Here is an 11,903-nt window from a genome sequence, read left to right as displayed (position 1 = left end):
AGTAAGTTTATAAATATCAATAAGTTACCTGATTATGTTGGTTTTGGGTAGCCGTAACGCCTAGGGCGGTAGCGTACTTAAAGTGTGTATAAAAAATGAACAGTAACTATATGCCATTCACACAACGAGATAGTCTCGGAAGATACTATACAAAAGAATCCATAAGTGCATTATTGGTTTCTCAGATGAAAGCTGAAAAAGTCAATAATATTATTGATTTAGCTTCGGGTGAGGGGAGCTTAACCTATGCCGCTTTAGACCGATGGAAGAATGCAGAAGCATATTCTTTGGATATAGAATCTCGGATGTCAAAAAAAGTATGTGATAATCTTACTCATATTGTAACAGATGCCCTTGTTCATTCATTTCCTGAAATGCTTGCCCGACATCAAGGAAATTTTGATGTTGCAGTATGTAACCCTCCATTCACTCTCCCTGAATGGAGGGATGATTATTCTAAAATCATTAGTGAGATTGGGGCAGATAAATATATATCTATCTCAAAATATGTCCCAGCAGAGATAATATTTATATCTCAAGTCATCAGGTTTCTTAAAAAAGGCGGTGAGGCTGGGATAATTTTACCTGATGGTATATTTACAGCAAGAAAGTTTATAGGTTTAAGACGATATTTATTGAATGAACATTCAATTACAAAAGTCATTGAATTACCTAGGAATATCTTCAAAAGGACAGAAGCTAAAACACATATTTTGATTTTTAATAAAAAAATTGTGCCTCATCAGAAAATACAATTACATTGTATAACTAAAGATGGGGAATTGTCGCCTCCTGTTTTAATTAGAAAAGAAGATGCGATTGAGAGAATGGACTACTCTTATCATTATAATAAAAATGAAGAGTTTAGCACAATTGGGATGCTTAAAAACATTTCAATTTTTAGAGGTAGGTTTAATTCAAAGGAAATTACGGAACATGTTTTTCATACGACAAAGTTTAGTGGTGATGAAAAGTGCATTAAATTCCACTGCAAGTCTGTAGAAGAATTGAAGCCATCAAAATTAGATGTCATTGCTAAGCCTGGTGACATATTAATAGCAAGGGTTGGGCGAAAGTTTTATGAAAAAATAGTGTTTGTTGAGAGCGGGTATTCTTATATCAGTGACTGTATTTTTCTGATACGAGCCTCTGGTGAAGATAAGAAAAAATTATTTGATTTTCTTTGTTCTCAAGATGGGCAAGAGGAATTATCTCGAGCGAGTAGTGGTGTAGCCGCACAACATATTACAATGGATGCATTAAAAAAAATACATCTCGTAAGGATTTAACATGACTGATATGGAATTAGATAGTAAATTTCTTGTCGAGGAACGAGCTGATTATATTGATGAGGATACGATAAAAAATAATACTATCAGATCTGGAGAGTTTTTCGATATTATACATAATGCTCTTATATCCCCAGGAATCAAACTTATAGTTGGTCCTAGGGGATGTGGTAAAACACATTTGATGCGTTATGCTTGGGTTGAATGTAAAAACGATGATAACGCACCATTACCACTCTATGTTTCCTTTAATAAATATTTTAAGTTAGAGCCGCTTTTAAAATCTAAACCTAATGCAATTGATCTCTTTCATAAATGGGTATTAGCAAAGATACTACTCTCTGCTTATGAAATTGCTTGCGATATTGAAGATTCTGAAGATCTTGATTTGTCAACGATACTCATAGCGGATAAAGAGTTCCTAATTAATTTAATCGTAAGGCTTGAGCAGGGTCTTTCGCCATCATTAGAACAAGAAAACATTGTTCAATTGATCAGTGTTTCTTCTGTCATATCCTCGTTGAGTTCACTATGCGATTGGCTTGAACGTAAAAGAGTCATTATTTTATTAGACGATGCTGCAATAAGCTTAACTCCTGAATATCTTTACGAGTTTTTTGATATTGTACGTAGTCTAAAAACCTCAAAAATAGCTTTAAAGGCATCGGTTTATCCTGGAACAACCGAATATGGCCCAAGGTTTCATGTTGCTCATGATGCTGAAACAATTGATGCTTGGATTTCGGTACAGCACCCTAATTATTCCTCAGTGATGGATGCTATAGCGCAGGCAAGATTTCCTGGGTATGATGGCATCCCGGATGACTTGAAAGAGTTATTTAAATTCTCAGCATTTGGTATTCCACGTTCTTTTTTGATGATGTTAAGGGATTGTCAAACAACTTTAAGTCAGACAACTCAGCAAAAATTCAATAAAATAATTGAAAAGTATGTTGAGCTTAGACTCAGCGAATACAGTTCACTAAAATATAAGCTACCTCGATTGTTTGACATTGTTTCATTAGGTGAATCACTTTTATTAAAAGTAGTCGAATTACTCAAGGAAAGTAACTCCCAATATAAAGAAGAGAAACAAGTCATAATCGGCATAGAGAAAAATGATAATGTTTATTTTTCTCGACTCACTAAACTATTAATTGAAACAGGGCTTTTTTATAATCTTCCTGATATTTCTCATGGTGATGGGCGTACTTATGAAAGATATATTCCTCATTATGCTTTATTGATAAAGGAAAGAGTGTTTAACGAAGGAAGTAGAGGTTTTTCTCCCTCTCAGATTATTCAAAAAATACTAAGAAAGAATGCTAAGCATCCTGTCAGAAGAAACATTTCATCATTATTCAATGCTGAGCAACTTGCGAGACTTAAACTAACTTTACCTCCATGCAATAACTGCAAGACTCCGCGATTGACTGACAATCAAAAATTTTGCCACCATTGTGGGAATCAATTGATTGATGAGTCGGCCTATAATCAGTGCATGTCTATTCCACTTTCAAAAGTACCACATCTAACATCTTGGCAAATGCAAAAACTATCTGGGCTGGAAAAAGTAAAAACTATAGGAGATGTATTGTCCTTACAAGACCCAGGGAGTGAGTTAAGAAAAATTCACAGAATAGGACCCAAAATTGCCAATAAAATTATGGACAAAGTGTTATCACATGTTGAAGAGTTTTTGTCTTAATTTTGATGGCATTTACTTGTCAATCGTGTCTTTCTTATCTGAAAAGTTTAATTTAAAAAGAGTCGGGAAAATGGAACTAGAATCAAAAGAGGATTATGAAGAGACCACTCATCATAATGTGGCGTCCTCAGTTGTCACTGCAACTCATGATAACTTAGATGGAAGAGAGTTTTTTGAACTATGTAGTAATCCAGCTCTAGTTTTTTCGTTTGAGACGCACAAAAAATTTAATGAGTTACCTGTTGATAGCAAGGAATCCCCGTTAGATCTTTTTATAGCTAATACAAAGCAACTTCACTTGTTAAGATCTGGTGATATTTCAAACACATTAAGCCATCTGTTGTTATTAGGTTATGTGTCTGCAGCCGAAAGTTATTTGCGAGCTCTTATCAGGAATCTAATTAATCATGATGAATATATTCAGTCTATAGTTTCTGATAAGGCCGTTAGTTATGCAGCGGCACAACACCATAAAAAGGAGTTATTACCAGAAGCTTTACTTGAGGACTTTTCATTGGCAAGCCCTTATAATGTTTTTGAAACATTAAAGGACATTATTGGAATGAAAGGACAAAGACCAATCGAAATGATGAAATGCTCAAGCGAATTCATGAAAGTTTGCGAGTTAAGGCATTGTTGTGTTCACCGATTTGGTAAGTTGGGTTCGAAAAATGCAATCCGACTAGGATTGGCTGAACATATGAAGCACTTAGAAAAACCGATAATACTCAATAATGATGATCTCGAGCAAATCGCATTTATTGTTGAGAATTTTATTAGAACTTTGAATAATACCGTTTTCAAATTTATAATTAATCGTACAGTTGAGAACAAAAATAAGGAAAAAGGAGGGGAAAGACTATATGATTCTGAATGGACATGGGTGTTTGAAAAAGATATAAGTCGATTCGAAAAGTATTATGCAATATTTAGTGCTAAAAACGATACCCTTCCCGGATTATCATTACAGGATTCATATCAACTTTTTGTTAATGCGTATAAGCCTAAACCTCCTGCAAGAAAAAATAAAAAAACTGAAAAAGTTAACGCCACTACTATCTGAAAATATTAGTGATTTTTACTTGAAATAGTAGGGCGTTATTTTTTTTGATTGAACATGGGTAATGTTAAATATCTAATTATTTGAAGCTTCTAGCTATCTTAATAAATGTAATGTGTGAATGATGATGGTGCTTGCTTTTACTATAGATTGTTATTCCATATGGAAATTATGTATCATCGCAATTAAGTTTTATTGATAGGTTTCAGCAACCCCGTGCAGCCGGTTATTCCCCGTGGTTGACAGAATTTTGAACGATGTTGCTCCTTGCTCATCAGCCTTACGAGAGAGCGCATTTGATAAATCATCAAGCGTATAGGCATTGCTGGTTGAGACGACACCGATCTTTTCTTTCCCATCTGCATGGTTAATTTCCTGAGCGGCAGATGCGGCATTCACTGCAATAAATCCCATAATCAATGAAGTAATAAGTAGTGATTTCATATCTAATACCTCTTTTAAAAATTATGTTTGAAATTGGACTCGTATCAGGGGAACTCTCCCCTCTGTACATTCAAATATACAGACCTAAGCTGTCATGAGACTGATCGCTATATGACAAAGCTGTCAGATCCTTACATTAGTTAAGTTATTTTGAATACAGCTTCAGCTCGTTAATAATGCAGTCAGGTTCTTCACGCAGAGGCATATTGTCTATGTCCAGAACCCCATCATTTTTTTCAGGATCATCAGCCAGCAGATCTGCAAACAGCGGGGACAGATGCTGCTGTGCTTCGCCTCGTTCAGCCACCAGCTCGAACGTTTTATTTTTTGCCGCATCGTTGGTCAGGGCACAGACCAGAACCTGGGCGATTTGCTCCCGGGATATCACACCATCTTCCGGTGTTCCCGTATGGCGACGATCCCCCTGGAGCATAACGATGCTGTGCTCATCATCATTGTTGTAGTCAAACCAGCCGGGCCTGACGATGGTATAGGGGTGACCGCTGGCCCTTACCAGACGCTCGGCACGTCTTTTCCAGTCATGAACCTCAGTGCGTTGATTCCAGGTACTGAGTCGTTCAGTCACGCCAATCGTGGTCATCAGGCCGATACGAACAGGCGTATCCCTGAATATTCGTAAAATATTACGCACTCCGCCGTAATCTATCGCTCTGGCACCAATACGACCCTGACCATCGGAACCCAGAGTGAAGATGATGGCATCAATATCTTTCGGCAAGTCGATGAGTGTTTCAGGCATTGAAACATCGCCGTAAAAAATATCTGTTCCACGAGGAAGTAATTTTACTTTGTGTTTGTTTCTGACCAGCGCCACAGGCTGATGACCTATTTCGATAGCGGTATTCACGACATGAAGGCCAATACTTCCTGTCGCCCCTGCAACGAGTATTTTCATAATAAACCTTCTGATAATTCAGCCTTATTTTCGATACCGTCAGAATATCAATGATCATTATTGTCAGTAATAGGGCAAAATGATTGTGTCTATGAACCCCCTTCATGAATGTGCGATGAAGGGAATGCCCCCATAAGGAAATTGCCGATGCTCAAAGAAAACTTCAACGAATTGCAAATCTTTCTTGTGGTGGCAAGGGAGCGAAGTTTTACCAAAGCAGCGGGCAAACTGGGTGTTTCCCAGTCTGCACTCAGCCACGCGATAAAGGCCCTGGAGGAAAGGCTGAATATCCGCCTTCTGACCCGCACGACCCGAAGCGTGGCCCCTACAGAAGCCGGTGAGAGAATTATTGCCTGCCTTGAACCTCGTATTGCCGATCTTGAGCAAGAGCTGGAATCACTGGTTCAACTAAACGGCACCGCCTCCGGCAATATTCGTTTATCTGCCGGGGAGCATGCCGCGCGAAGTCTGGTCTGGCCGAAGCTAAAACCCTTCCTCAGGGAATATCCGGAAATTAATCTCGAACTGGTGGTTGATAACGGCTTTGTCGATATCGTTGAGGGGCGTTTTGATGCCGGGATCCGCCTGGGCGAAAGCGTAGATAAGGACATGATTGCGGTAAAAATTGGGCCGGACATGAGAATGGCTGTGGTGGGCGCTCCGTCTTATTTCGCTGCAAACCCTGCACCTGAAACGCCGCACGAGCTGCAAAATCACCGGTGCATCAATATGCGCCTGCCGACAGCCGGTGGGCTTTACCACTGGGAGTTTGAAAAGGAAGGGAAACCGTTACGGGTCAGAGTGGAAGGGCAGGTCACGTTTAATCTGCAGGCGGAAAGGATTGATGCGGCGTTATCCGGTTTTGGCATCGCCTGTATGCCTGAGGACAGGGTGCAGGATTATATAAAGGCAGGAGAGCTGATTCAGGTTCTGCAGGACTGGTGCCCATCTTTTCCCGGATATTATCTTTATTACCCGAGCCGTAAGCAGCATCCGCCCGCTTTTGCGCTGATGATCGATGCACTTCGCTACGCGGAATAACGGGTCCGCCAATCGTAGCGGACCCGTCCGGGTATTAACGGCCCACGCGGGCCTGATGTTCAGGGGAGTAACGTTCGCCGACGATTTTAATCGTTTCAAGCGCCTGTATTATCTGCCGTGAGTCATCCTGTGAAAGAATGATGTCGGCAGCCCCAAGGTTTTCTTCCAGTCGATGCAGTTTGGTGGTACCAGGGATAGGAACAATCCACGGCTTTTGTGCCAGCAGCCATGCCAGCGCAATTTGTGCAGACGTCACGCCTTTCTCTGCCGCCAGTTCACCCAGCAATGAGACCAGCTTTTCATTGGCTTCAATCGCCTGCCCGGCGAAACGTGGTACTGTGCTGCGGTAGTCATCCTTGCCAAAAGTGGTTCCTGGCCTAATCGATCCTGTCAGGAAGCCCTTACCTAATGGACTGAAGGGTACAAAACCAATACCCAATTCCTCCAGCAACGGCAGGATCTCCCGCTCAGGCTCGCGCCACCACATTGAGTATTCGCTTTGTAGGGCAGTGACAGGTTGTACGGCATGCGCACGACGAATAGTTTGCGCACCCGCTTCGGACAGACCGAAATGTTTAACTTTGCCTTCAGCGATCAGGTCCTTCACTGTTCCCGCAACATCTTCAATAGGGACATCCGGGTCGACACGGTGTTGGTACAGCAGATCAATGACATCAGTCTTTAGACGACGTAATGATCCTTCCACTGCTTCACGGATATGCTCCGGACGGCTGTTTAAAATCTGCTGCTTGTTGTCGTCGCCAAAAGTAAAACCAAACTTAGTGGCGATGACCACGCGGTCACGAAATGGTTTTAAGGCTTCGCCAACAACCTCTTCATTGAGGAAGGGTCCATACACTTCAGCGGTATCGAAGAAGGTGACGCCACGTTCAACCGCTGCGCGAATGAGCTCGATAGCCTGTCGGGTATCGGTCGCCGGGCCGTAGCCGTGGCTTAAGCCCATGCAACCGAGCCCAAGCGCGGAGACTTCGAGTCGGGATTTACCCAGATAACGTTTTTGCATTGAGTGAATACCTCTATTATCGCGACTTAAACATCAAGTTTGCGGCCAGTCAGCCATTCCACCATCGCCGGGTCGCGGTGAGAGAAGAAGGCGCTGGTTGCAGTGTCGAGGGCGGCAATCTGCAGCATATCTTCAGAGCTGAGTTCAAAATCGAGAATGTTGATGTTTTCTTCCATGCGTTCTTTGCGCACCGATTTCGCCAGCGAAACGATGCCTCGCTGGAAGATCCAACGCAGCACAACCTGGCCCACGCTTTTGCCGTACTTCTGACCAATTGCCGTTAACACGGGGTGCTGGAACAGACCATTTTTACCCTCAGCAAACGGCGCCCAGGCTTCCGGTTGAATACCACGGCTTTGCATCCATGGAACGGCATGCAGTTGCTGGTTGAAGGGATTAACTTCAATCTGGTTTACCGCAGGGGCCACGTTGTTGAATGCGATAAGGTCGGCCAGTCTGTCAGGATGGAAGTTGCTGACACCAATAGCGCGTATTCTGCCTGCCTGTTGCAGTTCTTCCATAGCACGCCATGCCCCATGGACATCGCCGTAAGGTTGGTGAATCAGATACAGGTCAACGTAATCAAGCTGCAGCCGGTTCAGAGAACGTTCGAACTGGGCTTTAGCACCTTCGTAGTTCGTATCCTGAAGCCACAGCTTGGTCGTTACAAAAAGTTCGTTACGTTCGATACCGGTCTGTTTCAGTGCGTTCCCGACCTGGGTTTCATTCTGGTAAGACGCAGCGGTATCGATCAGGCGGTATCCCGTATCGATGGCATCAATAACGGCTCTTTCGCATTCAGTAGTATCCGTCATCTGGAAAACACCAAAGCCCAGCAGGGGCATTTCAATATCGTTGTTCAGTTTTACAGTTTGCATGACGTTATCCTTTGGGCTGTTGTCCAGGAAAAGCATAACGCAAAGTGATTTATTCTATTAGGTGGGGTAATTCGCTAGGGTTTATTAGGTGGGGTCATTAATTTGGGGGCTGATGGGCGGCTTTGTACCAAAAGATGATATTGTTCACATAATAGTCTAGTAGTCGCTATCCACCTCCCATCCGAGCTTGATAATTCCTACTACTCCCCTTATATCCATACTGAGGAATAACCTCTGACATGGCAAAGGAATACGATTATGGGGCTTAAGCCTGGTCCAAAACCAATTGCAAAATCAACAGGAAAACCTGATCAACGCAGACGTGATAATAAGGATACCCCCGGCAATACCCCTGGGCTGAAACCAAGCAAATCAACTGGGAAGTAATAGTTCAAGGGTATGGAGAATTTATCCATGCCCTTATCTCGTGAAATCTGTCTGCTCAAGCCCGCTTAGTGCCAGAAATTTAAGTTGAGAATGTGTCATATGAAAATCGTTCATGAGGGGATGGAATGTTCATAATTTGACTATTGTTTTTTTAGGGGAGGGATGGTTTAAGATACTATTATTTTAAATAATGGAATATGGGCTGCTGCGATGAATGAAAAACTTGCTCGTTTGATTTTTGATTTTCAAGAAAAGATCTTGGTCGCGCTAAAAATAATGCATCGTTCTGGTATACCAATGCCATTGAGTTGTAATCATTGGATTGAATTAGATATACCAATTTCTGATGAGTTAGATGATGGCGTTAAATACCATAAGCATGGTGCTGGTTGTCTGGTAAGGCTTAGTTCTGGGGATGTTGATTTTGATTTTGGTGCTCAGGGGGAGGTTGGAGGGTTTAATTTATGGAGGCTAACCCTTTTTGCAGGAGAGAATCTGAGTTCTTATGGCTTCAAGAATAAGGATGAAGTTGCAGACTGTTTGAATAATGCATTAGATAAAGAACAATTGGTTTGTATTGATTATGACCTTTATTATATTGCTAATGCTCCATTTTTCTACGCTGTAGATATAGACAGCAGACATCCTGGAGATAAACTTCCTAACCGGAATCAAGACCGTGTGTTGGTTCTTCTTACTCATTATTTTCAGTCAGCTGAGCTTATGTTTAAGAATTACGAAAAACTTAGACAAAAATCGCATGTCAATGGTCATTTAAACGAGCGTGATGAAATAGATATAAGAATTTATCTTTCTACCTGGTTGGGTTTTCTGGGAGTGGTTTGCGAGGGTGTTCGTAAGCTAAACCTGCGGATCTTGCTTAACAATGAGCGTCCTGATGATTTTAAGGAATTGCTACCGATTTCAAATAACATAGGGAGGTTAATGAAAGAACACGCTGATTCTCTCAGGACGTTTAGAAATAATGTTTTCCATCTCAGGGAAAATACGGAATATGTATATGATTTTTTTGATGTGAATTTTGAGCGCCTTCCATGGGCACGTGAATTACATATGGCGCTTTCTGATTTTTTTACACAGTATAGAATTCATTGTGAAGTGCATTACGTCATTAATGGACGTAAAGGTGAGAGTGATTTGATAAATGAAAAGGGAGCGCGGCGTAAAAGATAATAGCGAGATAAGGTTGCATATGTATCGCTAAATCTAGCTAGACATTTGACCTAACAGCAACACTCCTCTTCGATTAAGGATAGAGTTGCATCGACCCATTGAAATCGCAGTTCAACGCAGACTGTCAAGTTCCCATTTATTTTTTATAATGCAGATGGTTGTATTGAGCCCTCATTATTGAGGGCTCAATACTGGATCTTCCTACTGCAAATTTTTCTCTTTCAAGAATTTACTCACCAAATCAGCAATCTGTACATTATTTAAATCAGAGAACGGGAAGTGGGTATTCCCTTTGATTCCCACTTCAGGTAGATGCGTCACCGTCACATCACCGCCATGCTTGTTCACCACGTCACGCCACTCACGAGCCATCGCCAGACGTACGCGCCAGCTGTCCTGCGCGGGCGTGGCGACAGGTTTATCCGGTATGTTATCGCCGTAAATAATCAGAATCGGGATTTTGGTCAGCGCCATAAAATGCTCCATTGGCACAGGCTCACCCTTCAGCGTGTCGAATGCACTTGGCATAGGGGCTGGCAGTTCTTTCTCCGGGAAGACAAAACTGCTACCTGGCTCGAAAGCAACAATGGCTTTGACCTTGTCGTTTTTCATCGCCGTATACCAGCCTGGTCCGCCACCCTGAGAGTGGGTGAAGAGGATAGCCGGGCCGGATTTATCCACGACGGCGGACATCGCATCAGAGATAACATTGATATCAAACGGCCCGGTATTCGGGGTCATCTGACGGTAATACTGATTCAGGGCTTCTTTGTCGTGAGAGAACTGAACGCCGTTAAAATACTCTGGCCAGACGCCGACACGGAACTGGTTAAACCACATCTGTTCATCCGGTTTAGGCGTAACAGTACCTTCTACAGTCGTGCGCCCGGCATTACCCCGACGGGGCTGATCGACAAGATAGGTTGAGAATCCGCGCCGCAGGAATAGGTTCTGGAAACCTTCACGACCGTCCGGTGTACTTTCCCAGGTGCGAGAAGACTGGCCCGCGCCGTGCAGCATGACGATAGGGTATTTATGCGGATTCTCCGGGATTTGGTAGAACACAGACGCATGATCGCCATGATAAGTTTGACCAGCAGACTCCAGCGGCTTCTTCGCATCAAATGTTCCTGGTGCAGTGATGATGGTGCCACCCGCAGAAAAGCTTCCCTGTTCCTGAATGACCAGCGGCTCGGCGTATACCGACTGCGCCACCAGGCCACCCGCCATCACGCAAATGGCCAGCGTTTTTAAGATCGTCTTCAAGATTACATCCTCTGTTATGTTTGCCGTTCAATCATATCTGAGTTGTCAGCGTTAATTATTTAGCACCCCTGATTGCCCCTATTTGGCAGCCTCATGAATGCGGACGGTTAACTGCGTATCGTCTCTAACCAACTCGTTACGGTTTCAGTGGTTCTTCGCTCCTGGTCGCATTCAATGACCAGTGGTTTTTCCCGACGCGCAGTTGGGGCGAGACTGGCAAGGATGTCGTCGCTGTCTCCTTTACCGTAGCCGCCGTGAGTAATAAAGGGGATGAGTAATTTGCCCGCCAGGTTGTGGTTGCTGAGAAAGGTTTGCACTACGGGCGGCACGCTGGTTCCCCAGATCGGAAAGCCTAAATACACGGTCTCGTAGCGTGAGATATCTGCAACGCTATTTTTTAATGCCGGTTTTACGCCTCGCTCACGCTCTTTTTTCGCCTGTTCAACGGTCTGAAAATAGTCTTCCGGATAAGGCGTAGCCGTTTCGATTTCAAACAGATCGGTATTCAGGCTGCGGTGAATGATGCCCGCAATGACTCGTGTATTTCCGCTCCGGGAAAAGTACGCCACCAGCACACGGCTTTTACCCTGTACGTTTGCGGTTCCGGTCGCAGCTGAGGCAAAAGAAACGTTCGCAAGCGTCAGCCCGGCAAGTGCGGTGATTAACATTCTGCGGTTGGGATCATGCTCCATAACC

At 43.1% G+C, this 11,903-nt stretch carries 11 protein-coding genes; 5 read left to right on the top strand and 6 right to left on the bottom strand.

Features of this window, described 5'->3' with window-relative positions:
- The first annotated feature begins 95 nt into the window (after nt 1-95).
- The 3 genes from U0008_RS16665 to U0008_RS16655 are packed head-to-tail and all read left to right on the top strand — an operon-like array spanning nt 96 to nt 4,060.
- A complete protein-coding gene (locus U0008_RS16665) occupies nt 96-1,289 on the top strand; it encodes an HsdM family class I SAM-dependent methyltransferase (protein WP_043495185.1) in 1,194 nt (397 codons plus the stop codon).
- Between the two features lies 1 nt (nt 1,290).
- On the top strand, nt 1,291-2,997 hold the full coding sequence (locus U0008_RS16660; protein WP_121626061.1) for an ORC-CDC6 family AAA ATPase: 1,707 nt from the start codon (nt 1,291-1,293) through the stop codon (nt 2,995-2,997).
- Nucleotides 2,975-4,060 carry a hypothetical protein gene (locus U0008_RS16655; protein WP_121626060.1) on the top strand — a complete coding sequence of 362 codons (1,086 nt, stop codon included), beginning with the start codon at nt 2,975-2,977 and terminating at the stop codon, nt 4,058-4,060. Before U0008_RS16660 ends, U0008_RS16655 begins: the two co-directional genes overlap by 23 nt.
- Before the next feature lie 189 nt (nt 4,061-4,249).
- On the opposite strand, the gene U0008_RS16650 is transcribed toward U0008_RS16655, so the two are convergent.
- A complete protein-coding gene (locus tag U0008_RS16650; RefSeq protein ID WP_043495182.1) occupies nt 4,250-4,501 on the bottom strand; it encodes a YdgH/BhsA/McbA family protein in 252 nt (83 codons plus the stop codon).
- A gap of 145 nt (nt 4,502-4,646) precedes the next feature.
- The gene (locus U0008_RS16645) at nt 4,647-5,417 is read right to left on the bottom strand and encodes an SDR family oxidoreductase (RefSeq protein WP_043495180.1); all 771 of its coding nucleotides are present in this window, start codon (nt 5,415-5,417) and stop codon (nt 4,647-4,649) included.
- 147 nt (nt 5,418-5,564) lie between these two features.
- Between U0008_RS16645 and U0008_RS16640 the strand changes: the two genes are divergently transcribed.
- Complete coding sequence (locus U0008_RS16640; protein WP_043495178.1) at nt 5,565-6,458, top strand: LysR family transcriptional regulator; 894 nt, start codon at nt 5,565-5,567, stop codon at nt 6,456-6,458.
- Between the two features lie 34 nt (nt 6,459-6,492).
- Here the strand turns inward: U0008_RS16640 and U0008_RS16635 are convergent, their stop codons facing one another.
- Both U0008_RS16635 and U0008_RS16630 read right to left on the bottom strand, forming a co-directional pair.
- Entirely contained in the window at nt 6,493-7,482 is a 990-nt protein-coding gene (locus tag U0008_RS16635) for an aldo/keto reductase (protein WP_043495175.1), read from the bottom strand.
- A 26-nt stretch (nt 7,483-7,508) separates the two neighbouring features.
- Nucleotides 7,509-8,360: an aldo/keto reductase gene (locus tag U0008_RS16630; protein ID WP_043495173.1), complete on the bottom strand. Its 852-nt coding sequence runs from the start codon at nt 8,358-8,360 to the stop codon at nt 7,509-7,511.
- A 597-nt stretch (nt 8,361-8,957) separates the two neighbouring features.
- On the opposite strand from U0008_RS16630, the gene U0008_RS16625 reads away from it, so the two are divergent.
- Complete coding sequence (locus U0008_RS16625; protein WP_043495171.1) at nt 8,958-9,941, top strand: DUF6896 domain-containing protein; 984 nt, start codon at nt 8,958-8,960, stop codon at nt 9,939-9,941.
- A 201-nt stretch (nt 9,942-10,142) separates the two neighbouring features.
- Here the strand turns inward: U0008_RS16625 and U0008_RS16620 are convergent, their stop codons facing one another.
- Together U0008_RS16620 and U0008_RS16615 are read right to left on the bottom strand one after the other, a co-directional pair.
- Nucleotides 10,143-11,207 (bottom strand): alpha/beta hydrolase, encoded by a 1,065-nt coding sequence (locus U0008_RS16620; RefSeq protein WP_043495170.1) that lies wholly within the window; start codon nt 11,205-11,207, stop codon nt 10,143-10,145.
- Nucleotides 11,208-11,314: 107 nt separating this feature from the next.
- Nucleotides 11,315-11,899, bottom strand: coding sequence for a flavodoxin (locus U0008_RS16615; protein WP_043495168.1), 585 nt, complete (start codon nt 11,897-11,899; stop codon nt 11,315-11,317).
- Nucleotides 11,900-11,903 lie beyond the last annotated feature (4 nt).

Origin of the sequence: Hafnia alvei (genome assembly GCF_034424155.1) — a bacterium.
Lineage (GTDB): Bacteria > Pseudomonadota > Gammaproteobacteria > Enterobacterales > Enterobacteriaceae > Hafnia > Hafnia alvei.
Note: the sequence above shows the minus strand (reverse complement) of the source record. Positions and strands in the feature narration are given on the sequence as shown.

Excerpts from the sequence above, each read along its gene's own strand:
- U0008_RS16660 (WP_121626061.1), top strand. The coding sequence starts at position 1,291 with ATGACTGATATGGAATTAGATAGTAAATTTCTTGTCGAGGAACGAGCT.
- U0008_RS16635 (WP_043495175.1), bottom strand. The coding sequence starts at position 7,482 with ATGCAAAAACGTTATCTGGGTAAATCCCGACTCGAAGTCTCCGCGCTT.
- U0008_RS16655 (WP_121626060.1), top strand. The coding sequence starts at position 2,975 with ATGTTGAAGAGTTTTTGTCTTAATTTTGATGGCATTTACTTGTCAATC.
- U0008_RS16645 (WP_043495180.1), bottom strand. The coding sequence starts at position 5,417 with ATGAAAATACTCGTTGCAGGGGCGACAGGAAGTATTGGCCTTCATGTC.
- U0008_RS16630 (WP_043495173.1), bottom strand. The coding sequence starts at position 8,360 with ATGCAAACTGTAAAACTGAACAACGATATTGAAATGCCCCTGCTGGGC.
- U0008_RS16625 (WP_043495171.1), top strand. The coding sequence starts at position 8,958 with ATGAATGAAAAACTTGCTCGTTTGATTTTTGATTTTCAAGAAAAGATC.
- U0008_RS16640 (WP_043495178.1), top strand. The coding sequence starts at position 5,565 with ATGCTCAAAGAAAACTTCAACGAATTGCAAATCTTTCTTGTGGTGGCA.
- U0008_RS16650 (WP_043495182.1), bottom strand. The coding sequence starts at position 4,501 with ATGAAATCACTACTTATTACTTCATTGATTATGGGATTTATTGCAGTG.
- U0008_RS16665 (WP_043495185.1), top strand. The coding sequence starts at position 96 with ATGAACAGTAACTATATGCCATTCACACAACGAGATAGTCTCGGAAGA.
- U0008_RS16615 (WP_043495168.1), bottom strand. The coding sequence starts at position 11,899 with ATGGAGCATGATCCCAACCGCAGAATGTTAATCACCGCACTTGCCGGG.